A 23978-nucleotide genomic window follows, 5' to 3' on the forward strand; every position below is an offset into this window, starting at 1 on the left:
AAGTTCCTATTTGTTCAGATACAGCCTATCCGGCGGCGCGTTTAAAAATGGTAAACGACGCATTTACCGTATTGCCGCGACAGGGCGGCGCTTTGATATCCCGGCGTTTTTGCTCAGCGTTTTGCGCCGGGTGCGGGAACGACGAGCGGGGGCAGGGGCTCGCCGCCACTCACCAGGTCGAACAATCCACCCAGCTTCTGCAGCACGCGAAACTCGGTGGCAGTCTTTGCGGTCATGTTCGCAATCTGGTTGGCACGTGCGTTGAACAGGATTTGCTGGCTATCCAGCAGGTCGAACACAGTGCGACGACCTTCACGGAATTGCTGAGCATAAAGATCGACGACCTTTTCCGCCGAAGCAATTTCGGACTCGATAGTGACGATCTTGCCGCGCGCGGCTTCCAATGCGTTGAAGTCGATGCGTATGTCCTGCTCGACTTCGCGACGACGCCGATCCAGTTCATAATCGGCTTCGCGCAGCCGCGCGGAGATGCGATTGCGTACGGCGATATCCGCGCCACCGTTGAAGAAGTTGTAGGTGACGGTCAGCATCGCGCGCGCATCCTGATTCCTGCCGGTACGGCCCTGAACATCCTCTTTCCAGTTGCCCTGCGCCTGAAGGGCGACACGGGGAAAGAACGTGCCGGTCTGGCTGGCGCGCTGGCGATCCAGCGAGCGCCGGTCCTCCACCGCTTGCGCCATGCGAGGGCTACGATCGTCGATCAGGCCCACGGCCGCGTCGGATGACGTCGGCAGCGCGGCGGCAGGCGACGGCAGATCGATGGCGAGACCGGGCAAATGATTGGTCAGGCGACGATAAGACTCCCGTGCCTGCTGCAACGCGCTGGTACGGTCGAGCAAGGTGGCCTTGACGTTTTCGAGCCGCGCTTTTGCGCGACTGATGTCGGCAGGCGTGGTCAGCCCCAGATCGTTCTGGATGGTGACGATCTTCACGATCTTCTCGTTAGCCGTAATTTCCTGATTGGAAAGATCCACGAGTTTTTGCTGCTGGAGCAGGCTCAGATACGCTGTCGCGATATCGTAGGAGATGGCTTCGATCCGCTCGCGGGTTGCCCACTGCGCACTGCGATAGGAGGCACGTGCGCGCTTGATATCATTGATGGTGGTGCCGAAATCCCAGACATTCTGATTCAGGGTTACGACCCCTTCGCTGCGTCGCAAGGTGGTGTTCGCGCCGACCTGCGGCTGATTGAGTTCGCCACCCAGCGCTACGGTCGCATCAAGATGGGGCAGATAGCCTGAGCGCGCTTCGTCGACGCCAAATCGGGCATCGTCCTGCCGTGCGAGGGCAATCTGAATTTCCGGATTGCCCTTCAGGGATTCGACGATGGCATCGCGCAGGGATTCAACCGCGCCAGGGGGCGGTTCCATATTCTCGCGCTCGGCCTGCGCCGTTTCCGCCGGATCGGCGGGCATCGGGGGTAAAGTGCCATCGGGACCGGCGGCATAAGGATCATGAAGCGCGGGCGGCGCTACGACCGTCACCGGAACGGGCGCAGATGGCTGAGGCATTGCGGCTTGTGCAAGTTTGGGGGTGTTCAGAGCGGCAACGGGTGTTCCGTCAGGCAATGGCCCCGCCACATCCGCCGCCGAAGACGGTGCCCCTTGCATCAGCAGGGAAACGCACAGCGCCCCCATCGCAACGCTGCGCAAGCTGTTTGCTTTCGATTGTGTCATGCCCTGTGGACCTTCTCATTCCCAAGCACGCCTTTGATCAAGGCGGAACCGTTACGATCTTTGGGAAGGGAAATGAGGCAATATGGTTAACATCGAATTAAGCGTAAAAGTGACGTGCGCCGAGCCGTTAATAATTGTCCCCTAAAGCGCGTCGAAGTCGATGGGCTGATGCCGATCCAATGTCCGCGATGCGTCCGGCATCGGGTATTTGAGGCCTGTCGCGCAGTTGAAGAGCACAATGCGGGCGTCCGCCTCGATCCAGCCATGCGCAACGGCATGGCGGTAGGCCGCCAGCGTCGCCCCGCCTTCCGGGCAGAGCAGCAGGCCGTCCTTGCGGGCGGTGTCGTCGACGGCAGCCAGGATCGCATCGTCCTCCACCGCGATGGCCCGTCCGCCGCTTTCGCGCACTGCCCGCAGGATCAGGAAGTCGCCCACTGCGCGGGGCACCCGGATGCCCGCCGCCACGGTATGTGCGTCCTGCCAGCGTTCAGCATGTTCGACGCCATCGTCGAACGCCTTCACAATCGGGGCGCAGCCGCTGGCCTGCACTGCGAACATCTTCGGGCGCTGCGATCCGATCCAGCCGAGCGCTTCCAGTTCGTCGAACGCCTTCCACATGCCAATCAGTCCGGTGCCGCCGCCCGTCGGATAGAAGATCGCATCGGGCAGCGACCAGTCGAATTGTGCGGCCAGTTCCAGGCCCATCGTCTTCTTACCTTCTATCCGATAGGGCTCCTTGAGCGTGGAAAAGTCGAACCAGCGGCCCTGCGTCGCACCCTCGGCAATGATAGCGCCGCAATCGTCGATCAGGCCGTTAACGCGCCATACCCGTGCGCCCTGCATGGCGATTTCGCGGACGTTGATTTCCGGCGTATCGTCCGGGCAAAGGACGATAGTCTCGATCCCACAGCGTGTTGCATAAGCCGCCAGCGCTGCGCCAGCATTACCGTTTGTGGGCATGGCGATCCGGGTAATGCCCAGCGCCTTTGCCATGGCGACCGCCATCACCAGTCCGCGCGCCTTGAACGATCCGGTGGGCAGGCGCCCTTCGTCCTTCACCAGCACGTTGGGGCCGCCAGTGGCGGGGATGGGCACGAGCGGCGTTTCGATCTCACCCAAGCTGACGATGTCGTGGGTGTGGCGCACAGGCAGCAACTCGCGCCAGCGCCACAGGTCGGTGGGCCGCGCTGCGATATCGTCCCGGGTGACATGCGCTCGTACGGCGTCGAGGTCATAGCGGACCAGCAAGGGTCGCCCTGCCTGTGAGAGCCCCTGTATGACGTCCGCTTCATAGCGTTCGCCACTGATGGAACATTCAAGATGGGTGACGAAGGTAGTGCGGTCGGTCGTGAGATTGCTGTTCATGGTGCACAGCCTTGCCGGGCAAGGGGCCGTGCCGCAAGAGCAGCGTTTGACGTATCGGCTTAAGCTGCGCGCTGTCCTGCCGCAATTGCGCCGAGCCGATGGATCATATCATCGAGACGCGAAGGTTCGCGACATGCGGAGCCTCTGGGTTGCTCGCGCATCAGCGCCTGCATCCGGTAGCAAACACTTGCGAATCCGTCCTTTTTGTCGGCCATGCCCTGTCCTTCTATCCGAAGGCTCCGACCTAGCGGGACATGGTTAACAACGGCTTACGGTGTTGCCTTCGCCATGTCCCCCATCGTCACATAGTCGATCTTGCCCGTACCCAGCAACGGCAGCTTTTCGACGACACGAATATCGCGCGGGATGGCCAGTTCGGAAATGCCATTGGCTTTGCCCCATGCCTGCAGTTCTGCGGATTTCGTGCCTTGTCGCGTGGTGAACAGCACCATCTGTTCACCCTTGCGCGCGTCCGGTCGCGTGACCACGGCATGTTCAGCATCCGGCCAGGCGGCGGCGGCATAGCCTTCGACGGCGGGCAGCGAGATCATCTCTCCGCCGATCTTGGCAAAGCGTTTGGCGCGACCCCGGATAACGACGAAGCCTTCCTCGTCGATGGTGACGATGTCGCCGCTGTCATGCCAGCCGTTTTCCGGCGGTTGGAGGACGCCGGGTGCGTCGGCTTTCAGATACCCCGCCATGATATTGGGGCCACGGATGGACAGTCGTCCGCCTTCCTCGATCCCCGGCACCGGGTCCAGCTTCGCCTCTATCCCCGGCAGCAGGCGCCCGACCGACCCTGCGCGGAAGTGCATTGGCGTGTTGACCGCGATGACGGGTCCGGCTTCGGTCGCGCCATAGCCTTCCAAAATGCGCAGGCCGAATTTGTCCGAATAGGCTTTGCGCGTCTCATCGCGCACCCGCTCGGCTCCAGCGAAGATGTAGCGCAGCGAATAGAAGTCATAGTTATGCGCCATACGGGCATAGCCTGACAGGAAGGTGTCGGTGCCGAACAGGATCGTCGCATTGGCGTCATAAGCCAGTGCCGGGACCAGCCGATAATGCAGCGGGCTAGGATACAGCACCGTCTTCACCCCATGCAGAATGGGCAGCAGCGTACCGCCGGTCAGCCCAAAGCTGTGGAACACGGGCAGCGCGTTCAGCACGATGTCCGACGAATTGAAGTCGATCCGCGCGGCCAACTGGCGACAATTGGCCAGCAGGTTGCGATGGGTCAGCACGACGCCCTTGGGCAAGCCTTCCGATCCGCTGGTGAAGAGGATCACGGCGGCACTATCGGGCGTGATGTGCAGACGCTTGTGGCTTCGCGCGACGAAAGCCGACGCGATGAGCGCACGCAGTTTTGCGGATGCGCCAATGCCTGCGCCAATATCCTCCAGCCAAAGGATGCGAACGCCTTCTGCTTCAAGTCCCGCAACGATCTCACTTAGCTTGGCCTGCTCCACGAAAGCGCGTGCAGTAACGACCGTGCGTATTTCGGCAGCAGTGCAGGCGGCTTTCAGATTAGTGAGACCGGCCGTGTAATTCAGCATCGCAGTAATCCGGCCCTTCGCCTGCAAAGCAAAGAAGGTCGCGACCACGGCGGACACATTGGGGAGCATGATGCCCACCGCTTCGCCTTGCTTCGTGCCGGGCGTCAGCGCACGGCCAAGAGCGATGCTGCCGACAATCAGCTTGCCGTAGGTCATCGGCTGGCGCTTGATGTCCTCGACAACGGGCGTTTTGCCGCCGTGTATGTGCTTCGCTTCAAGCAGCGCCTCGAACAACGTCTCGTCAATATGCGACGTGGCGAAAATCATGTCGCTCATCTGGTCGTAGAGCTGGCGTCCGGCGATAGCGCGGCGCGCACGACCACTCATTTCACCTTCGATCCTGAAGCTGCGCGGGGGCAAGACCGTCAGCCGGATTTTCGGGAACATCCGCAGCCGTAATTTGCCGCGCAGGCGGGAGAAGGGCGTATATTGCGCGCCATCGATGCGGACGGCGATGATCGGCGCGTTGGACTTGTCTGCCACCATGCCGGGACCGTCGAAGATTTTCATCAGCGCGCCGGTTACGGTGATGCGGCCTTCGGGGAAGATCACCAATGTGCGGCCTTCGCGCACGGCCTTCACCATCGCCTTGGCAGCCATCGGGTTAGTGGGATCGACCGGGAATGCATCGAACAGGCCGAGGAACGGCTTGATCCACCAGGCATTGGCAATGTGCGTGTGGACGGCGAAGGTCGGCTTGCCTGGCAGGAACGCTGCAAGCAGCAGGCCGTCGAGGAAGGACACATGATTCACGACCACGACAGCGGGAGAGCCTTCGGCGGGTATGTTCTCAGCGCCATTGACCTCGACGCGATAGCACAAGCGCAACAGCCCCCGTACCATCGCCTTGATGAGTGTTTCAGGCAGCAGCCAGCAGGAAATCAGCGCCACCGCCAGCGTGGCAAATCCCATTGCCCCGATCACGCCCGGCACACTTTCGCCGCGCGCCAGCATGAATGTGACCACAGCGACGACGGTGACGGTGATGAGCGAATTGACGATGTTATTGGCGGCGATGGTCCGCGACCGTTCGGCAGGGGGGCTGAACGTCTGTAGAATGGCGTAGAGCGGCACGATGAACATTCCGCCGGAGAATGCGATGACGAACAGATCCGCCATGATCCGCCAGCTTCCCTGCGTGGCGACGAACGCGGCGATACCAGCCTCGGGAGTCTGAATTTGGTACACACTGGTGGACAGCCACAGGTCGATCATGCCGCCCGCCAGCCCAAGTGCGGCGATGGGGACATATTTCGCCGACACCTGTCCACGCAGCAGTCTGTTGACTAGCAGGGAACCGAACGCCACGCTGAGCGAGAATATAAGCAGGAACAGTGTCGCTACGGATTGTTTCGCGCCCAGCACGCCGCTGACCAGAGGCGCAAATTCCGACAGCAGGATCGCGCCGACCGCGAAGAACCAGCTTATGCCCAAGATCGACAGCCACACGCCGCGGCCTTTTTGTGCTGAACGCAGGATGGCCCAGGTCGATTTGAATATATTGCGCTGAATTTTAAGGCCGGGCACGACTGGGGGTGCCGACGGCACGAACAGGCTTGCGGAAAAGCCGATGGCCGCAATGCCGATGGCAACGAAGCCTGCGGTCATCGTCGGGATTACCCCAGCGAGCAATTGCCCGCCCAATATGGCCAGAAACGTCCCCGCTTCGATCAGGCCGGTGCCGCCCATGATCTCGTTCTTATGAACATGCTGCGGCAGGATCGAGAACTTCACCGGCCCGAAGATCGTGGAATGTAGGCCCATCATGAACAGCGACGCCAGCAGCATCGGGATCGACTGAAACCAGAATCCGGTCAGTGCCAGGCTCATGATGCCGACTTCGGCACCTTTGACGATCCGCACCAATTTCGCCTTGTCCAGCGCATCGGCCAATTGTCCGGCCAATGCGGGAAACAGGAAATAGGGGAGGATGAAGAGGCCCGTCGCGATGGTCGCAAGCACCTCGGCCTTGTCTGGTTCAGCCCGATACAGGCCGAAATTGGCGAGGAAGAGTAGCGCGAACTTCAGCAGATTGTCGTTGAAGGCACCCAGGAACTGAACGACGAAAAGCGGGGCAAAGCGCCGTTTGGTTAAAAGCGACAAGTCAGGTGCGGACATGCAGTACTCCAGAGCGAACCGTCACGATAACGCATGACCGCGGCTATGGGTCAATCGTAACCCGCAGTCAGGCCCATGCCCGAAATAATGGCATAGAAATCTTCCGTACCTTTTCGCATCCTGATACGTTGCTGGTCGATGTCGCAAACCACCCGTATCCTCTTCGCCCTGCTCGCGGGTATCGCAATCGGTATATTGGGCGCAAATTTGGGTTGGACTACGGCGGCAACCATCGCCGAGCCGATCGGCAATCTGTGGCTTGATGCCTTGCGGATGACCGTGGTGCCGCTGGTCGTGTCGCTGCTTATTACCGGGATCGCGCGCACCGCCGACAGCGCCCGTGGCGGCAAGCTCGCGTTGCATTCGGTGCTTCTGTTCGTCGGTTTATTGTGGCTGGTCACGGCGATTGCGGCATTTCTAGTGCCAGCTTTGCTCAAGCTCTGGCCGATGCCGCAGCAAGCCGCAGCGGCACTTAACGCCGCATTGGGCCAAACCCGACCAGAGGTGGGCGCGGCACCGGGCCTTGCCGATTTTCTGAAATCGGTGGTGCCGACCAACCCGATTGCGGCAGCGGCCAACGATGCGATGTTTCCCCTGATCCTGTTTGCGACCTTGTTCGCCATTGCCACCACCCGGCTGGATTCCGATGCGCGCGACAGGATCACCGGCCTGTTCAGCGCCATCGAACGCGCGATGTTGGAAATCGTCAACTGGGTGTTGTGGATCGCGCCGCTGGGCGTCTTCGCCCTGGCGTTCGTCGTGGGGATGAAGGCGGGGACGGCGGCCATCGGCGCTTTGGCGCATTACATCATCATCGTTTCTTCTGCGGGGTTTGTCGCGTGGGCGCTGGCCTATCCCTTGGCGGTATTCGGTGGCGGGGTGCGGCTGCGCGATTTCCTGCGGGCCGTTGCCCCGGCGCAAGCTGTGGCGCTCAGCACCCAAAGCTCGCTCGCGTCGCTGCCCGCAATGCTGCGTGGATGTCAGCAACTCGGCGTACCAGTGGAGGTGGCGGGCGTGCCTTTGCCGATTGCCGTTGCGATCTTCCGGGTGACAAGCCCCGCCATGAATCTGGCCGTTGCGCTGTATGTTGCGCACTGGATGGGAATGGACTTGTCGGCAAGTGCGATTGCCGCCGGTGCCGTTGTTGCCGCCATCACCACGCTGGGGTCGATCAGTCTGCCGGGCCAAGTCAGTTTTCTCACGTCGGTTACACCCATAGCATTGGCAATGGGTGTGCCACTGGCGCCACTCGGCTTGCTGGTGGCGGTGGAAATGATTCCCGATCTGGTCCGAACGGTAGGCAATGTGACGATGGATGTGGCAGCCACGACCGCACTGGGTCGGCGCCAGAGGAATGCAAAGGATGGGGAGCCGGACTTGTAATAATATTTACAATGTTACAGTGCTGCAATGCGCCATACGCACAGAGTTTCACGAATTTTGACGGATTCTCGCCATGCGAATCAGTAAATCCTTCTACTGATCTTTCATGATTTGAGCGAGGAGTGCCGCATGACCTATCAGGACAACATCCAAAAGACACGCCAGTTGATTGGCAGTTACAAAGGCACCTGGGACGGCATTGACGCTGAATCCGTGGCGCGCATGCGCACGCAAAACCGGTTCCAGACTGGCCTCGACATCGCCCGTTATACCGCGAAGATCATGCGCGCCGACATGGCTGCCTATGACGCGGACCCGAGCAACTATACGCAGTCGCTCGGCTGCTGGCACGGCTTCATCGGTCAGCAGAAGATGATCGCAGTGAAGAAGCATTTCGGCACCACCAAGGGCCGTTACCTGTATCTTTCCGGCTGGATGATTGCCGCCTTGCGCAGTGAATTTGGTCCGTTGCCCGATCAGTCGATGCATGAAAAGACCAGCGTGCCGAAGCTGATCGAGGAACTCTACACCTTTCTGCGGCAGGCGGACGCGCGCGAACTCGGCATGATGTTCCGCGATCTGGATGCCGCCCGCGACGCCGGGGACATCGCAAAGGAAAAGCAGCTTCAAAAGGCCATCGACAACTACGAGACCCATGTCGTTCCGATCATTGCGGACATCGACGCCGGGTTCGGTAACGCCGAAGCCACCTATCTGCTCGCCAAGAAGATGATCGAAGCCGGTGCCTGTGCACTCCAGATCGAAAATCAGGTGTCGGACGAAAAGCAATGCGGCCATCAGGACGGCAAGGTTACCGTGCCGCATGAAGACTTCCTCGCGAAAGTCCGTGCCTGCCGCTATGCTTTTCTGGAACTTGGCGTCGAAGAAGGCATCATTGTCACGCGCACCGACTCGCTTGGCGCAGGCCTCACCAAGCAGATCGCATTCAGCAAGGAGCCCGGCGATCTGGGCGACCAGTATAATGCTTTCCTCGATTGCGAAGAGATCGACGATATTGCGCAAGCCAATGGCGACGTCATCATCAACCGGGACGGCAAGCTGATGAAGCCCAAGCGCCTGCCGAGCAACCTTTACCAGTTCCGCCCCGGAACCGGCGAAGATCGCTGCGTGCTGGATTGCATCACGTCGCTTCAGCACGGCGCCGACTTGCTGTGGATCGAAACGGAAAAGCCGCACATCGAACAGATTGCCGGCATGGTCGACCGCATCCGCGAAGTGATCCCGAACGCAAAGCTCGTTTACAACAACTCGCCGTCGTTCAACTGGACGCTGAATTTCCGCCAGCAGGTGTACGATGCGTGGGTTGCACAGGGTAAGGACGTGTCGACTTACGACCGTGCGCGCCTGATGAGTGTCGACTATGACATGACGGCGCTGGCCGCCGAAGCCGATGAACGTATCCGCACATTCCAGCGGGATGCGGCCGCACGGGCGGGCATCTTCCATCACCTGATCACCTTGCCGACCTATCACACGGCCGCTTTGTCCACCGACAATCTGGCGAGGGAATATTTCGGGGACGCAGGTATGCTGGGCTATGTTCTGGGCGTGCAGCGGCAGGAAATACGCCAGGGCATTGCCTGTGTGAAGCATCAGAACATGTCGGGCAGCGACATTGGGGACGATCACAAGGAATATTTCGCCGGTGAAGCGGCCCTCAAAGCAGGCGGCGCGCACAACACGATGAACCAGTTCGCAGCCTGATAACGAAAGACTACAAACGGGACCGTTCTTCGGAACGGTCCCGTCTGTATGATTCAGGTTAAGCTTTTGGGGATATTACAATTTTTCGTCCTGAACGCGCTGCGACATTGAACCGGAGTGCTGCTGCTGCGTTGTGATTTCCGGCATCCGACGAGATGCGCAGGAGAGACGGCATGACGGTAGCAGTGGTATTTCCCGATGGGACGATCCGGAATGTCATGGGCATGTTGAAGCGCGATGGGCAACGGTTCGTGCAGTGCCCGATCAACTGCAATCCTCAATGGAAATATCTTTGGCGCGCGGGTCGCTGGGTGGCGATGCGGCGTAACAGCAAAGTTCGTGCACTGGCGTTACCGGAACATGGGGCCTGGTGGGAAACCATCCCGCAAATGGCCGATGGCAGTTTCGAAATCTCCCCTGACACTGCCGAATGGCGCAATGTAGGCTAAGCCATTTGCTTTTCGACGTAACAATGTCGAAACCATCCTATCCGGCACCTCCATTTTGGCTGCTAATGCATCCGAAACGGTGCATCGAAAATTAACCCTCCAACGCTAAAGATTGCGGCACCGAAGCTTGGACGGTGGTGCAATCATGCTATTGGAATATCTCAACATTGGTGCATCGCGGCGCGATTTTGTTCGTCCCGGTTCCCCCATCGGATGAAGGTCGCAATCGTCCATCCATGGTTCATTACCAATGGCGGCGGGGAAAAGGTCATAGAGGCTTTTGCGCGCCTTTACCCGCAAGCAGATTTCTTCGGCCTGATGGTGGCTCCAGCACAAATACCGCCCGCTTTGCAGGGACGCACGATCCATTCGACATTTCTGGATTATGTGCCGCGGTCCCATGAATATTACAAACATCTCTCGCCCCTCTATCCGGCAGCGGCACAAAGGCTGGATGTCACGGGTTATGATCTGATCATCAGTTCAGGCGGACCGGCCGCGAAAAACGTCAAGATCGCCCCTCACGCCGTGCATGTGCACTATTGTCACTCGCCGGTGCGGTTTCTGTGGGATCAGTTCACCACGTGGGAGGCGCGTCTGCCGTTCATTGCGCGACCGTTCTATCGCGCGAGCTGTGCCTATCTTCGCAAATGGGATTATGAAGCGGCCCAGCGGGTGGACGCTTTCATCGCCAATTCCAATTATGTGGGTGAACGTATTCGGTGTTTTTACGCACGCGACAGTACGACGATCTATCCACCGGTAGACACCCAGCAAAGCTATGTTCCTGCGCCAGTCGGAAACTACTATCTATCGGTCGGCCGACTGGTGGCGCACAAGCGCGTCGATCTGATCATCGAAGCCTGCAACCGTCTTCAGCGCCCGCTTCTCATTGTGGGTTCAGGCCCCGAAGAAGCAAAGTTGAAGGCGCTGGCAGGGCCGTCCATCCGATTTGCTGGCCGGGTCGACGATGCTACGCTGGAGCAACATTTTCGCAGCGCCCGCGCGTTTTTATTCGCAGGAGATGAGGATTTCGGCATCGCTACTGTGGAAGCACAATCCTATGGCTTGCCGGTAATTGCGTTAGGCATTTGCGGAACCTTGGAAATCGTGGATACCGCGCCAAAAAGCCTGCAACCGACGGGCGTATTATTTCCGAGGCAGGATTATAGCGCCGTTGTTCAGGCAATCCATGAATTTGAAGCATTCGAACACAGGTTCGATCGACAGCATATCTGGGCGCGTTCGACCCGTTTCGATACCAAGGTTTTCGACGCCCGCATAAGAGCGTTCATCGACCAAAGCATGGATATGAGGCGATCCAGCGTTGCAGCGGAATGATATCAGGATCGTCATATCCGCCCACTGGCTTCGATCGGGCCCGTCCCAGGCGCACGAAGGGGCAAGCAGGAGCCGCACCTGCGCCATCGAGAGCGGCGGTACGATTGCGAGGCGAAGATGCTGCTCCGATACAGGCCGCTAATATCACCGCTGGAGCACGGGCGCGTACCGAAGAAACGATGGCGTTCGACCCTGCGCGTTTCGCTTGGATGAAGCCCCCCGCACCTGCTAAAGCAAGGCTACTCTGGAGCAAGGTCGTTCTGCTGGTCTTGCTGCTGCCCCTGTTCGGACAGAGCTTTCACTATATCAAGGACGTGCCGCCACTCTGGGCCTTGTCCAAAATATGGCCCCTGATCGCTCTGCCCTTTGCGCCGGTGCTGCTGTATCGCCCTTATTCTGCTTTTTCGCGCCAGATGATTTTCACGTTCTTATGGCTTGTCGGCATATCCAGTGTCGCGGCTATCCCGGCATTTGGCCAAAGTTTCCTGATCGGGTTGACCGGCCAGATCAAGCTCTTGCCGCTGCTTTCCTTTTTCTCGTTCCTGGGTTTTCTATACTGGCAAAAGCCGACGCTGAGAGAGCTGACGGCCGCGTTCGTGATTTGCGCAGTGGCCACATTGCTGGTTTTGTTGGCGCTTTGGCTTATCGCGCCGCAAAGCTGGTATGTCGGCACGATCGACGTGGGCGACGCACCGTTGTTGTCCGCCGATGCGCGGGGCAATCGCATTCGCATGCCCATGTTCTTCGCGATGCTGGGGATGTTCTATTGGTATCGTCTGGCGAACCAGACCCAGAAGTGGCGCTGGTTTGTCCCGGTAGCCATCGTGTTGAGTTGCATGATGGGGCTCGTGCGGACGCGCGCGATGGTGCTGGGTGGCGCGGCAACATTGGCATTGGCATTGGCAATGCTCGTGGCGACCACACCGCGTCGCAGGCTGATCGTGATGCTTCTGGTGCCCGTCCTGCTCATCGCGATGTTCCAGATTCCCTATGTAGCCAGTGTATTCGATACGGATCAGAACTCAGGCCTGCAGGTAAGGGTCATCACCGCGCAAAAGGCGACATATTTCCTGGGTAATGACTGGATCAACTGGCTGTTCGGCGTGGGATCGATCAGTTCGATCAACCCGAAGGGCATGGCCGATTTCTTCAGCCATTATTTCTTTCTGGCGGACATTACCTGGCTGGGCATCGTCTTCGAATTCGGGCTTTTTGGTGCCGCGCTTCTGCTCGCGTTGCCGGTGCGTGGTATCTGGTATTTCAAGAAGTTGCGCAGAAGGATCGATCATCCGCTGTTGGCGGCCATGCAGGATTATCTGATATACGTCATTCTGATCTCCGGACTGTACCCCACCTTGACCCTGCAACCCGGTGAAGTGGCTATCCTGCTTTCCGTTGCCGTCTATTGCCGTTTTGCTGCGAAGGATTTTGCCGCGCAGCGTAGACGGTTCGCATGAGGCGGCTTCCTCCCGTCGCGGCTATCCTGCTGGCGGGGATGCTTGTGGCCGCGGCTCGTTCGCCCGAATCGGTCGTCCATATCCATGTGGATGCAAGCGCGCCGGGCTACCCCATCAGCCCGCTGATCTACGGCGTCAGTTTCGGATCGGCGCAGGTGCTGCGCGATTTGAATGTCCCGCTGAACCGGGCGGGCGGGAACAGCGCGTCCCTCTATAACTGGCGGATCGATGCGCGGAATGCAGGCGCGGACTATTTCTTCGAAAGCCTGCCTGTCCGCGATCCGGTGCGCGATCAGTTCGGGCGCGGCTTCATGGCACTGAGCCGGGCGGGCGGGGCGCAGGCGATGCTGACGGTGCCGCTTATCGGCTGGACGGCAAAACTCGGGCCGGGGCGGACGCCGCTGGCTGGCTTTTCTGTCGCCAAATATGGTCCGCAGAGGGCAACCGACCGCTGGATGCCGGACGCGGGCGATGGCATCGACAAAGAAAATAAGTCGATACGCGAAAACGATCCGCGCGATGCTGCCACACCAACGACGATAGCCGAGCAACAGGCATGGGTCCGCGCGCTGGTGGACGAATGGGGGACGGCAACGCGAGGCGGCGTGGCGTATTATCTGTTGGATAATGAGCCAAGTCTTTGGCATTTGACGCATCGTGCGGTTCGCCCGGTCGGCGCACATGCCAGCGAAATAGCCGATAGCGTTATTGCTGCCTCCGCCATGGTGAAGGCTGTCGATCCCACTGCGCGGATCATTGCGCCGGAAGAATGGGGTTGGGGCGGCTATCATGACAGCGGCTTCGATCAGCAGCTAAAGGCAACAGGCGGTGCGATGGCGCAATCTGACCGGCGCACGCAGACGGGTAGCATGGATTATCTTCCTTGGCTGTTGACGCGCTGGAAGCAGGCGGGCTCGCCGGTCGATGTGGTCAGCGTTCATTTCTACCCCCAAGGCGGCGAGTATGGCGGGGATCAAGGAGCCGGGTCGATGGAGATCCAGCGTCTGCGCAATCGTTCGACGCGGCTTTTGTGGGACAGGGCGTATCACGAGGAAAGCTGGATCGCGCAGCCGGTGGCGCTCATCCCGTTGTTGCGGCAATGGGTGGACCGATTTTATCGCGCGGGAACGCCGATTGCGATCACCGAATATAATTGGGGCGGCGAAGACAGCATGAGCGGTGCAGTGGCACAGGCCGACATATGGGGCATATTTGGGCGAGAGCGGCTGGACATCGCGAACCGCTGGCCCGCGCCTGCGTCCGGCACGCCGACCTATCTCGCGATGCGGATGATCCGCAACTATGATGGGCAGGGCGGCGCATTCGGCGATCGGAGCCTTCCAACGACCGTGCCGGACAGCGATCGCGTGTCGACTTATTCCGCGCGGCGCAGCGCCGACGGTGCGCTGACGCTGCTGATCGTGAACAAGCAAGTGGACCGTGCGGCGCAAGTGGCGGTCGATCTCACCGGAGCCGTAGCTTATAAGCGGTTGCGGACGATGCGGTTGGTCAATCGGAAGCTGGCGGCTTTGCCAGCGCAGGCATTTGCCGGACGCCGGATCGCCACCAGATTGCCGTCGCAAAGCGTGACGATGCTGGTGTTGGAGGATGCGCGCTGATGGGGATCGTCGCATCATTGCGCGCGCGGGAGGATTTCCTGAAGGCGGCGTTCGTGACTTTGGGATCGCGTTTTCTCGATCTGCCGAGCCGCTATGGCTTTCACCTGATCGTGGCGTTCCGGCTGGGCGTGCTGGACGCCGGGCTGTTCTACATCGCCTTCAGCGTTTTGACATTGGCCGCGGGTGGTGGTCGATTGGGTATCGACCGTGCGCTGACACGGGAAGTGGCGCGCGCCATGGCGCAGGATGCGCCCAATGACGCACGTGCGATCATCGCCGATGGCGTCAGGACCGTATTGCTGCTGTGCATCGGCGCGACGATCCTGATGCTGATGATTGCCGACCCGGTGGCCCGCCATCTGATCGGCAATCCTGCGCTGGCGCGCCCCTTGATGATCGGCGCACTGTCGATCCCGCCTCTGTGCATCAGCGTTGTGGCCGGGGGTGCGCTTTTGGGGCTGATGCGAGTGGGATATAGTCAGGCGATCTATTCCTGGCTCTGGCCCGCAATCTATTGCCTATGTGCCTTGGTTATCCCGCTGACTGTAACCAGCGCCCTGTGGTTGTTGCTTGCAGCGACGAGCATCAATGCGCTCATCGGCTTATTGCTGCTGTTCTGGATTCTGCCCAAGCGGGATGTGACAGCTCCTGCGGGGCAAAAGGTGCCGTTGTCCGGTCTTGGCTGGTCGCTCTTTACCAGCGAGATCGTGCAGTTGCTGTTGTCGTCTGCCCCGGCTTTGGCGCTGGGCATCGTCACCAGCGCGCGCGAAGTCGGCTACTTCGCATTAGCGTGGCGGGTCGCTCTTATCCTCAACCTTGTCAGCAGCGCGGTCGCCTCGATGGTGTCGCCCCGGTTCGCGCGGGCCCATACGCAGGGCAATCATGAGGAGTTGCAGACCATATCGGTTCAGGCACTCGGCATCGTTTTCGCGCTGGGGATTGTGCCGCTGCTGATCCTCACATTTGGTGCGCGACCGATACTGGAACTGTTTGGCAGTGGCTATGGCGATGGCGCGACGACGCTGCGCATCTTGCTGCTGGGGCAATGCATTGCGATGCTGTCGACCGGAGCGCCTGAATTATTGGGGATGACCGGGCATGGCAGCGTGTTGCGGCGGATAAATCTGGCGGCGGCGCTGTGTCTGGGCCTGTCGCTGGCGGCGCTGACCCCGTGGCTGGGCGCAAATGGCGCGGCGCTGGCGACTGTGAGCACGGCGGCGGCCATCGGGATCGGGGCGATGATGGCCATTCACCGTTATCTGGGATTCGTCCCGCTGGTGGCTCTCCGATCCGCATTGCGCAGACGCGGATAGCCCCTGCCGCTACGGCACGCTGGCCAAAGCACTTTTGCGTTTTCCTCTGGGTCCGAACAGGACATAACGCCTTCCAAACCACCGCACATCGATGTGGCCGACAAGAGGAATGACCTGCATATGGCGATACCCGCCCTGTTCGAAAACCGGTTGAAGATTCCTGCAATCGCATCGCCGATGTTCATCATCTCGCAGCCCGAACTGGTCATTGCGCAGTGCCGTGCAGGGGTGGTCGGGTCGTTCCCTTCGCTCAATGCGCGACCATCGGGCGTGTTCGAGGAGTGGTTGCAGCGGCTGCGTTCCGAGTTGACCGATCAGGATGCGCCGTTCGCCGTCAACCTTATCGTCCATCGTTCCAATACCCGGCTGGAGGAAGATCTGGCGCTCTGCGTCAAATATCAGGTGCCGCTGATCATCACATCGCTGGGCGCGCGACAGGATGTGAACGACGCGATCCACAGCTATGGCGGGTTGGTCTTCCATGATGTCATTGACGACCGTTTCGCGCGTAAAGCGGTTGAGAAGGGTGCCGATGGCCTGATCGCGGTAGCCGCCGGAGCAGGCGGCCATGCGGGGACGCTGTCTCCCTTCGCACTGGTGCAGGAAATACGGACGTGGTTCGATGGACCGCTGGCGCTGTCCGGGTCAATCGCAACAGGGGACGCGATATTGGCGGCGCAAGCGATGGGGGCGGATTTCGGATATATCGGATCAGCCTTCATCGCGACGCAGGAAGCCAATGCTACCGCCGATTACAAACAGATGATCGTGGATTCCTCGGGCAGCGACATCCTCTATACCAACCTGTTTACGGGCGTGCATGGCAACTATCTGCGGCCCAGCATCGTGCGGGCGGGGCTGGACCCCGATAATTTGCCTGTGTCCGATCCATCGAAGATGGATTTCGGCGCAGCGATGGAAGGCACGAAGGCGTGGCGCGACATATGGGGTTGCGGGCAGGGGATCGGCGCGGTGCATGATGTCGTGCCGGCGGCGACCCTCATCGATCGGCTGGCCGCCGAATATCAGGCGGCGCGGGCGCGCATTTGCGCGTAAGACAAGGGCGGTAGCATGGACTTTCCGATGCTCATGATGCGCTATTTCGGGACACCCGATCTGGAAGCCGTCAATCCCGCCGCATTGACGGACGGCGCGGAGCGGCTGCGCGTGGATTTCGGGATGGAGACGGACCGCAGCCGCCGATTCGCGCTGTGGACGTTGATGCACATGCTGGGTGTCGCGCCCGATCTGGACGTGGCGTTTGCCGATCCGGCGGACCGGGAGGCGGCGCGCAACTTCATGGATATCGCTGCCGCTGCAATGGAAGATCCGGAACATGGCTGAGATCGTCAATCTTCGTCTTGCGCGCAAAGCCCGCAAACGCGCGGATGCCGAACAGATGGCCGCCGAAAACCGCGCACGGTCCGGCCGTACCAAGGCGGAGAAACGCACGACGGACGATGCAGCCCATCGGCTGGCGCAGGCCGTCGATGGCGCAAAGCGTGAAACCTGAAAAACGGAAAATCGTTGCCCTTTGCAGTCGGTAATTATGCGGTTATGTCAGGGGTTTATTGTATAAAAACCTGGGGAGCATGGCTGTGAAATCATTGCACTGGATTGCCGGACTGATGGGCCTTTGCGCGGCTTCCGTTGCGGTGGCGCAATCGCCTGCGCCTGTCGAGACGACACGCTTCGTGCAGGCAGGTCGTTTGCTGGCCGATCCCGCGACCGGGCGCGTCGAACAGAACAAAACGCTGGTGATCCGCGACGGTCGCGTCGCCGAAATCCGCGACGGTTTCGTCGGGGAAGGGGAAGGCACCGTTGTCGATCTGCGTAATGCGTTCGTTTTGCCGGGGCTGATCGACAGCCATGTCCACCTGACGGGGCAGCAAAATCCCAACTCCCGGCTGGAGGAAGTGACGCAATCGTCCGCGGATCAGGCGATGGTCGGCGCAGGATTTGCACGCAAGACGTTGATGGCCGGTTTTACGACAGTTGCCGATCTTGGCGCGGAAAACAGCGCCATCTTTGCGCTGCGCGACGCTGTAAAGCGCGGTGACGTCGTCGGCCCGCGCATCATCGCGGCGGGATCTGCGGTGGCGGTGCATGGCGGTCATGGCGATGCCAATGGCTTTCGTGTCGATATTCTCCACCTTCTCTCGCCGGAAAGCGTGTGTTCCGGTGCGGACGATTGCATGCGCGCCGTCCGGCTGCAGGTGCGCAGCGGCGCGGACATTATCAAGATCACGGCGACCGGCGGTGTCCTGTCGAACACGGCGGCGGGTCTTGCCCAGCAATTCAGCGATGACGAATTGGCCGCCATCATCGGCGCGGCGCATCGCATGGGGCGGCAGGTGACGGCGCATGCGCATGGGGTGGATGGCATCAACGCTTTCCTCAAAGCGGGCGGCGATTCCGTCGAACATGGCACCTATCTGGACGCAGAATCCATTCGCCTGTTCAAGCGTCCGGGCACCTATCTGGTCCCAACCTTGCTCGCGGGCGATTTCGTTGCGCGGATCGCGGCCAGCCCTGGCAATTTCTTCACCCCCGCGCAAACTGCCAAGGCGTTGGAAATCGGACCCAAGATGCTCGATATGGCGCGGCGGGCGCATGATGGCGGTGTCCGCATCGCCTTCGGCACCGATACCGGCGTGTCGGCGCATGGCGATAATGCACAGGAGTTCGCACTGCTGGTGAAAGCGGGGCTTAGCCCGCTGGAAGCCATTCAGGCGGCGACGGTCGCTGCGGCTGAACATCTGCGGATCGGCGATCAGGCAGGGAAGATCACCGTCGGAATGCCCGCCGATATCGTTGCAGTCTCCGGCGATCCGCTGACCGATGTGCGGGTGCTGGAGAAGATGCGCTTCGTGATGAAGGGCGGGACCGTCTATCGCGCGGAGTGAGCGCGGCGCTCATTCGCCGGTGCGCTGGGGCACCTTGTTGGGCAGCTTCTTGCCCTTGGTCCGGCGCGACGGCACTTGAACGGGATTACGCTTTTTCCACGCTGCCCATGTCATTGGACCTTCGGGTGTCTCGATGATGTCGTCGTCGTTCACAGGTCTTCGTCCAGCGCTGCGTCCATCATGACGGTCCACAGCGCGTCTACGGTGATCCGTTCGCCCTGCGTCACATGATCGCCGCCTGCCTCGCACATCGCGTCGGTCGGATCGCGCAGCGACAGCAAAGCCGCGCGGGCATTGGCGCGATACATTTTGCGCAGCAACTCGGCATCGGGATCGTCCCAGCTCCATTCAGGCGAGACGGCATCATACATGGCGCGCGCGGCGCGTTCGATCGGTGTCATGGTATCGTATCTAGCACAGGCCGGTGCTACGGGTAGAGTGTTAAACCGGAAACCCGGTCAGGCCGATGCCGTCGGTTTGCCCTCTCCGACCAGATCCTGCAGCGCTGCTTCGCTGAGCGGACTTTTGAACGCCAGTCCGAATGTGCGGCCTTTGGCCCAGACGACTTTGCAGTCGAGTATCTTGCCCTTGCAGATCATCTGCACATCTTCGTTCAGACCGGGCGGGAAGGGCGCAGATGCGTTCGCGCCGGTGATAGACAGATTTTGTACCTGTGCACGAATTTGCTTCCCGCCGCGCATGATGGTGACATTCAATGCGGTTTCCGCGCGCTGGCCTATTCTCGACATTTCCGGGGCTTAGCATGATTTCCTTGCCCTTGTCGAAATGTCGCTGTTGTTTCACACTCGTCCGACCATAGCCGGAGACTATATCATGACCACCCGCCGCGACTTCCTGATTGGCACTGCCGCTATTGCATCGATGGCCGGCAAGCCTGTGCGTGCGGCCACCGGGGCGGATGGCAAGGCGCAAGCTGCGCTGGCGGATATGGCCGAGCAGATGCTGGCCGATTATCCCGAAAGCGCCACCGGGCTGGGGCTGGACAAGGATAAGCGCGCGGCGTTCAAATCGCAGCTCACCGATCGCTCCGGACCGGGACAGATGCTGAAGGCACGGCGCGCCGCCGACCGTCTCAAGACGTTGCAGGCCATCGATATGAAGGCGCTTAGCCCCGGTACGCGGACCGACGTGGACGTGGTGCGTACATCGCATGAAGTGGCGGCGGAGGGATCGGCTTTTCCCTTCGGGGACATGGCGGTGCTGAACCTCAACTTCTCCTATCGCAATGCGCCTTATGTCGTCGCGCAGAACACGGGTGCATTTGTCGAAGTCCCCGATTTCCTCGACAGCCAGCACATCATCGCCAACGCGGCGGATGCGGACGCCTATCTAGCCCGAGTCGAAGCCTATGCGGCTGCGTTGGACGGCGAAACGGAAAGGCTGAAGCATGATCGCGCGCTTGGAGTGATCGCGCCAGCGTTCCTGCTGGACAAGACATTGAAGCAGCAGCGCGGCGCGCGAGCGCAGCCTATCGACCAATGGGTGCTGACCACCTCGATTGCCAAGCGGACCAAGAATATGTCGGGCGATCATGCCGCCCACGCGCTCAGGCTGGTGGCCGAGAAGGTCGCACCCGCAATGGACCGGCAGATCGCCGAACTCGCCGCGCATCGGGACAGGGCGACGATGGACGCGGGCGTCTGGAAACTGCCGCAGGGCGACGCCTATTACGCATGGGCTTTGCGCGCCAGCACCACCACCAAGATGACGCCGGATGAAGTTCACGCCATGGGGCTGGAGCAGTTGAAGGCGCTGCAATCGGAAATGGACGGCCTGCTGAACGGCTTGGGCTATACCAAGGGTACGGTCGGCGAACGGATGACGGCGCTGGGCAAGGATCCGCAATATCTGTTCCCCAACACCGATGCCGGGCGGCAGCAGATCCTCGATTACATCAACGGTCGTCTCGCCGATGTGCGTACGCGCCTGCCGCGCGCCTTTGCGACGATGGTACCGGGGCGATTGCTGGTGAAGCGCGTACCGGTGGAGATCGAAGCAGGCGCGCCGGGGGGCTATGCTGGACCGGGCACCATCGACGGGTCGGTGCCGGGCAATTATTACATCAACCTGCGCGACACGAGCATCTGGCCGCGCCATGCGCTGCCGACGCTGAGCTATCATGAAGGGATTCCGGGCCATATCTGGCAGGGGGAATATACGTTCAAACTGCCGTTGGTCCGCTCCCTGCTGGCCTTCAACGCCTATTCCGAAGGCTGGGCGCTTTATGCCGAGCAACTGGCGAGCGAACTGGGCGTCTATGAAGGCGATCCGGTTGGGCGGCTGGGCTATCTCCAGTCGATAGCGTTCCGGGCCTGTCGTCTCGTCGTCGATACCGGCATCCATGCGAAGCGCTGGACGCGCGAGTACGCGATCAACTGGTTCGCAACGACCAACGGCTCCACGGTCGAGGAAGTGCAAAGCGAAGTGGATCGCTATTGCGCATGGCCGGGGCAAGCGTGCGGATACAAGGTCGGACATAGCGAGATTTTGCGATTGCGCGACAAGGCGAAGGCGGCGCTGGGCGACCGGTTCGACCTGCGCCTGTTCGACGATGCGGTCGTGCTGGGGGGTAATGTGCCGCTGACGGTGCTGGGCCGCAATATCGACGCGCATATCGCGGCTCGCACGGCCGCGTAATATCGCTTGCGGGGGGCGGATTGTGGGCCGATCCTTCGTTTCATAATCGAATCTGAACAGGGGACCATCATGCATCGATCGCCAAGCCGTATTTCCGTCCGGACCATGCTGATGTTCGCCGCCGCCAGCCTCGCGCTGGCGAGCGGCGCGGCGCAGGCTGGAGGGGCGCTCAATCCGGCGCATGAGGCGGCGTTGGATGCGTCGATCAGTTCGGCGGACCAGATGGCCTGGATGAAGGACATGGCCTCTGCCCCCAACCATGTCGGCGCGCCGCATGATCGCGCCAATGCCGAAGCGATCTTGGCCAAGTTCCGCGAATGGGGATGGGATGCGGAGATCGAGACGTTCGACGTGCTCTATCCCACACCGATCAGCACAACTGTCGAGATGGTGACGCCCGAAAAGATCGTGCTGGGTGGTCAGGAACCGGCGATCCCCGAAGATGCGACATCCGGCAACACTGCAACAGCGCTGCCCCCCTATGTCGCTTTTCAGGGCGACGGTGATGTCACCGCCGGGATCGTGTATGTGAATTATGGCCTGCCCGCCGATTATGATGCGCTGGAAAGGCGCGGCGTCAGCGTGAAGGGCAAGATTGCGGTGGCGCGCTATGGCGGCGGCTGGCGCGGTTTGAAGCCCAAGCTGGCGCAGGAACATGGCGCGGTCGGCTGCATCATTTATTCCGACCCCGCTGACGATGGCTATGGCGAAGGGGACGTCTATCCCAAGGGCGGCGCGCGGCCTGACTTTGGGGTGCAACGCGGATCGGTGGCGGACATGACCACCTATCCCGGCGATCCGCTGACCCCCGGCATCGGCGCGACCAAGAATGCCAAGCGGCTGACGCGGGACCAGGCAGCAACGATCCTGAAGATACCCGTGCTGCCCATGTCCTATGGCGATGCGCGCAAGCTGCTGGCGGCGATGGATGGCCCGATTGCACCGGACAGCTTCCGGGGCGGTCTGCCGATCACCTATCATCTGGGCGGCAGCGACGCGGTGAAGCTGCATCTCGCGGTCAAGTCCGATTGGTCGTTGAAGACTGTGTACAACGTCATCGCGAAGTTGAAGGGCAGCGAGCTTCCCGATCAGTGGGTGGTGCGCGGCAATCATCACGATGCCTGGGTATTCGGCGCGTCCGATCCGCTCAGCGGCAATGTCGCGATGCTGTCCGAAGCCAAGGCGCTGGGCGCGCTGGTCAAGTCCGGCTGGCGACCCAAGCGCACCATCGTCTATGCAAGCTGGGACGCGGAAGAACCGATGTTGCTTGGCTCGACCGAATGGGCCGAAGCACATGGCAAGGAATTGCAGCAAAAGGCGATCATCTACATCAACACCGACGGCAATGGCCGTGGCGTGCTGGGTGCGGAAGGCAGCCATGACTGGCAGCATATGGTCAATCAGGTGGCCGCCGATGTTACCGATCCGCAAACTGGCGCCAGCGTCGGCGAACGCCTGCGCGCGAAGATCCGCACCGATGCCTATGACAAGATCGGCAGGACCGATGCCGTCGCTTTGAAAGCCGCTGAAGCAGGCGACGATCTACCCATCGGGGCGCTGGGGTCGGGTTCGGACTTCTCGACCTTCCTGCAGCATCTGGGGGTTCCCGCGCTGAACATCGGCTATGGCGGAGAGGAGGAATCGGGCGGCGTCTATCATTCGATCTACGACAGCTACGATCACTTCACGCGCTTCGACGATCCCGGCCTTGCCTATGGCGCGACACTGTCGAAAACCATCGGGCGCATGGTGCTGCGCATTGCCGATGCCGACACGCCGCCGCAGCGCTTTGGCGACCTAGCAACGACCGTGGCGCGCTATCTCGACGAGGTGCGCAAGCTGGCCGACGACCGCAAGGCAGAGGACGATACCCGCGCCAAGCTGCTTACTGCAGGCGCGTTCAAGCTGTCGTCCGATCCGCGCAAGCCGGTAACCCCGCCGCGCGCCGATCCGACAACGCCTTTCATTGAACTCGCGCCGCTCGCCAATGGCGTGGATGCGCTCAAGAAAAGCGCGGCAGCGTTCGATGCAGCCTATGCTGCGCAAGGTGCGAAACTGACGCCAGCGGCCCGCACGAAACTCAATGCCATGCTGCAGAATATCGACCAGTTGCTCCTGTCGGAGCGCGGGTTGCCGATGCGGCCGTGGTACAAGAACCTGATCTACGCTCCGGGGCGCTTCACGGGATATGGTGCCAAGACGTTGCCCGGCGTGCGCGAAGCCATTGAAGAGCGCAGGTTCGATGACGCCAATCTCTACGCCAAACTGACCGGAGAGGCGCTGACAGCCTATGCGGCGCGGCTCGATGCGGCGCGGGCGTTGCTCCCCACGACGTAAGTTCATGTTCCGCCAGGGCAACATCCTCCCCGGCGGAACATTGTCCGCCATGCAAGC

19 protein-coding genes are annotated in these 23978 nt (G+C 60.8%); 13 read left to right on the plus strand and 6 right to left on the minus strand.

Going from position 1 to position 23978, the window contains the following annotated elements; translation table 11 throughout:
- Nucleotides 1-113: 113 nt before the first annotated feature.
- The 3 genes from QMG56_RS09840 to QMG56_RS09850 all read right to left on the minus strand — a co-directional run bounded on the left by QMG56_RS09840 (nt 114) and on the right by QMG56_RS09850 (nt 6733).
- Nucleotides 114-1697, minus strand: a complete 1584-nt coding sequence (locus tag QMG56_RS09840; protein ID WP_281822378.1) for a TolC family protein — start codon at nt 1695-1697, stop codon at nt 114-116.
- 141 nt (nt 1698-1838) lie between these two features.
- Nucleotides 1839-3062, minus strand: coding sequence for a threonine synthase (locus QMG56_RS09845; protein ID WP_281822379.1), 1224 nt, complete (start codon nt 3060-3062; stop codon nt 1839-1841).
- Between the two features lie 269 nt (nt 3063-3331).
- On the minus strand, nt 3332-6733 hold the full coding sequence (locus QMG56_RS09850) for an acyl-[ACP]--phospholipid O-acyltransferase (RefSeq protein WP_281822380.1): 3402 nt from the start codon (nt 6731-6733) through the stop codon (nt 3332-3334).
- 138 nt (nt 6734-6871) lie between these two features.
- On the opposite strand from QMG56_RS09850, the gene QMG56_RS09855 reads away from it, so the two are divergent.
- From QMG56_RS09855 to QMG56_RS09905, 11 genes are all read left to right on the plus strand, one after another.
- The gene (locus tag QMG56_RS09855; RefSeq protein WP_281822382.1) at nt 6872-8116 is read left to right on the plus strand and encodes a dicarboxylate/amino acid:cation symporter; all 1245 of its coding nucleotides are present in this window, start codon (nt 6872-6874) and stop codon (nt 8114-8116) included.
- Nucleotides 8117-8245: 129 nt separating this feature from the next.
- Nucleotides 8246-9841 (plus strand): isocitrate lyase, encoded by a 1596-nt coding sequence (locus QMG56_RS09860; RefSeq protein ID WP_281822383.1) that lies wholly within the window; start codon nt 8246-8248, stop codon nt 9839-9841.
- Nucleotides 9842-10014: 173 nt separating this feature from the next.
- Nucleotides 10015-10290 carry a hypothetical protein gene (locus QMG56_RS09865; RefSeq protein ID WP_281822384.1) on the plus strand — a complete coding sequence of 92 codons (276 nt, stop codon included), beginning with the start codon at nt 10015-10017 and terminating at the stop codon, nt 10288-10290.
- A gap of 213 nt (nt 10291-10503) precedes the next feature.
- On the plus strand, nt 10504-11631 hold the full coding sequence (locus QMG56_RS09870) for a glycosyltransferase (protein WP_281822386.1): 1128 nt from the start codon (nt 10504-10506) through the stop codon (nt 11629-11631).
- A 179-nt stretch (nt 11632-11810) separates the two neighbouring features.
- Complete coding sequence (locus tag QMG56_RS09875) at nt 11811-13088, plus strand: hypothetical protein (protein WP_281822388.1); 1278 nt, start codon at nt 11811-11813, stop codon at nt 13086-13088.
- Nucleotides 13085-14707 carry a glycoside hydrolase family 44 protein gene (locus QMG56_RS09880; protein WP_281822389.1) on the plus strand — a complete coding sequence of 541 codons (1623 nt, stop codon included), beginning with the start codon at nt 13085-13087 and terminating at the stop codon, nt 14705-14707. The genes QMG56_RS09875 and QMG56_RS09880 overlap by 4 nt, the downstream gene beginning before the upstream one ends.
- Complete coding sequence (locus tag QMG56_RS09885) at nt 14707-16020, plus strand: oligosaccharide flippase family protein (RefSeq protein WP_281822391.1); 1314 nt, start codon at nt 14707-14709, stop codon at nt 16018-16020. The genes QMG56_RS09880 and QMG56_RS09885 overlap by 1 nt, the downstream gene beginning before the upstream one ends.
- Before the next feature lie 120 nt (nt 16021-16140).
- On the plus strand, nt 16141-17076 hold the full coding sequence (locus tag QMG56_RS09890; RefSeq protein ID WP_281822393.1) for a nitronate monooxygenase family protein: 936 nt from the start codon (nt 16141-16143) through the stop codon (nt 17074-17076).
- A 15-nt stretch (nt 17077-17091) separates the two neighbouring features.
- A complete protein-coding gene (locus QMG56_RS09895; protein ID WP_281822394.1) occupies nt 17092-17364 on the plus strand; it encodes a hypothetical protein in 273 nt (90 codons plus the stop codon).
- Nucleotides 17357-17533 (plus strand): DUF4169 family protein, encoded by a 177-nt coding sequence (locus QMG56_RS09900; RefSeq protein ID WP_281822396.1) that lies wholly within the window; start codon nt 17357-17359, stop codon nt 17531-17533. The genes QMG56_RS09895 and QMG56_RS09900 overlap by 8 nt, the downstream gene beginning before the upstream one ends.
- 85 nt (nt 17534-17618) lie before the next feature.
- A complete protein-coding gene (locus QMG56_RS09905; RefSeq protein WP_281822398.1) occupies nt 17619-18926 on the plus strand; it encodes an amidohydrolase family protein in 1308 nt (435 codons plus the stop codon).
- 9 nt (nt 18927-18935) lie between these two features.
- On the opposite strand, the gene QMG56_RS09910 is transcribed toward QMG56_RS09905, so the two are convergent.
- Genes QMG56_RS09910 through QMG56_RS09920 form a run of 3 tightly spaced genes read right to left on the minus strand, consistent with a single transcriptional unit; the run spans nt 18936 to nt 19675 of the window.
- Nucleotides 18936-19079 carry a hypothetical protein gene (locus QMG56_RS09910; RefSeq protein ID WP_230186397.1) on the minus strand — a complete coding sequence of 48 codons (144 nt, stop codon included), beginning with the start codon at nt 19077-19079 and terminating at the stop codon, nt 18936-18938.
- On the minus strand, nt 19076-19327 hold the full coding sequence (locus QMG56_RS09915; RefSeq protein WP_230186398.1) for a hypothetical protein: 252 nt from the start codon (nt 19325-19327) through the stop codon (nt 19076-19078). The genes QMG56_RS09910 and QMG56_RS09915 overlap by 4 nt, the downstream gene beginning before the upstream one ends.
- Before the next feature lie 57 nt (nt 19328-19384).
- On the minus strand, nt 19385-19675 hold the full coding sequence (locus tag QMG56_RS09920) for a PilZ domain-containing protein (RefSeq protein ID WP_281822400.1): 291 nt from the start codon (nt 19673-19675) through the stop codon (nt 19385-19387).
- Nucleotides 19676-19757: 82 nt separating this feature from the next.
- Here QMG56_RS09920 and QMG56_RS09925 point away from each other — a divergent pair, with 82 nt between their 5' ends.
- The gene (locus QMG56_RS09925) at nt 19758-21584 is read left to right on the plus strand and encodes a DUF885 family protein (protein WP_281822462.1); all 1827 of its coding nucleotides are present in this window, start codon (nt 19758-19760) and stop codon (nt 21582-21584) included.
- 69 nt (nt 21585-21653) lie between these two features.
- Nucleotides 21654-23921 carry a transferrin receptor-like dimerization domain-containing protein gene (locus tag QMG56_RS09930; protein ID WP_281822402.1) on the plus strand — a complete coding sequence of 756 codons (2268 nt, stop codon included), beginning with the start codon at nt 21654-21656 and terminating at the stop codon, nt 23919-23921.
- The last annotated feature ends 57 nt before the right edge of the window (nt 23922-23978 follow it).

This window comes from Sphingobium sp. BS19, assembly GCF_027925545.1.
In the GTDB taxonomy this organism is placed as follows: Bacteria; Pseudomonadota; Alphaproteobacteria; order Sphingomonadales; family Sphingomonadaceae; genus Sphingobium.

What these genes read in the sequence shown, in the direction of transcription:
- QMG56_RS09895 (WP_281822394.1), top strand. Translation starts at nt 17,092, where the DNA reads ATGGACTTTCCGATGCTCATGATGCGCTATTTCGGGACACCCGATCTG.
- QMG56_RS09880 (WP_281822389.1), top strand. Translation starts at nt 13,085, where the DNA reads ATGAGGCGGCTTCCTCCCGTCGCGGCTATCCTGCTGGCGGGGATGCTT.
- QMG56_RS09920 (WP_281822400.1), bottom strand. Translation starts at nt 19,675, where the DNA reads ATGTCGAGAATAGGCCAGCGCGCGGAAACCGCATTGAATGTCACCATC.
- QMG56_RS09900 (WP_281822396.1), top strand. Translation starts at nt 17,357, where the DNA reads ATGGCTGAGATCGTCAATCTTCGTCTTGCGCGCAAAGCCCGCAAACGC.
- QMG56_RS09875 (WP_281822388.1), top strand. Translation starts at nt 11,811, where the DNA reads ATGGCGTTCGACCCTGCGCGTTTCGCTTGGATGAAGCCCCCCGCACCT.
- QMG56_RS09840 (WP_281822378.1), bottom strand. Translation starts at nt 1,697, where the DNA reads ATGACACAATCGAAAGCAAACAGCTTGCGCAGCGTTGCGATGGGGGCG.
- QMG56_RS09930 (WP_281822402.1), top strand. Translation starts at nt 21,654, where the DNA reads ATGCATCGATCGCCAAGCCGTATTTCCGTCCGGACCATGCTGATGTTC.
- QMG56_RS09870 (WP_281822386.1), top strand. Translation starts at nt 10,504, where the DNA reads ATGAAGGTCGCAATCGTCCATCCATGGTTCATTACCAATGGCGGCGGG.
- QMG56_RS09885 (WP_281822391.1), top strand. Translation starts at nt 14,707, where the DNA reads ATGGGGATCGTCGCATCATTGCGCGCGCGGGAGGATTTCCTGAAGGCG.
- QMG56_RS09915 (WP_230186398.1), bottom strand. Translation starts at nt 19,327, where the DNA reads ATGACACCGATCGAACGCGCCGCGCGCGCCATGTATGATGCCGTCTCG.
- QMG56_RS09850 (WP_281822380.1), bottom strand. Translation starts at nt 6,733, where the DNA reads ATGTCCGCACCTGACTTGTCGCTTTTAACCAAACGGCGCTTTGCCCCG.
- QMG56_RS09845 (WP_281822379.1), bottom strand. Translation starts at nt 3,062, where the DNA reads ATGAACAGCAATCTCACGACCGACCGCACTACCTTCGTCACCCATCTT.
- QMG56_RS09855 (WP_281822382.1), top strand. Translation starts at nt 6,872, where the DNA reads ATGTCGCAAACCACCCGTATCCTCTTCGCCCTGCTCGCGGGTATCGCA.
- QMG56_RS09860 (WP_281822383.1), top strand. Translation starts at nt 8,246, where the DNA reads ATGACCTATCAGGACAACATCCAAAAGACACGCCAGTTGATTGGCAGT.
- QMG56_RS09890 (WP_281822393.1), top strand. Translation starts at nt 16,141, where the DNA reads ATGGCGATACCCGCCCTGTTCGAAAACCGGTTGAAGATTCCTGCAATC.
- QMG56_RS09865 (WP_281822384.1), top strand. Translation starts at nt 10,015, where the DNA reads ATGACGGTAGCAGTGGTATTTCCCGATGGGACGATCCGGAATGTCATG.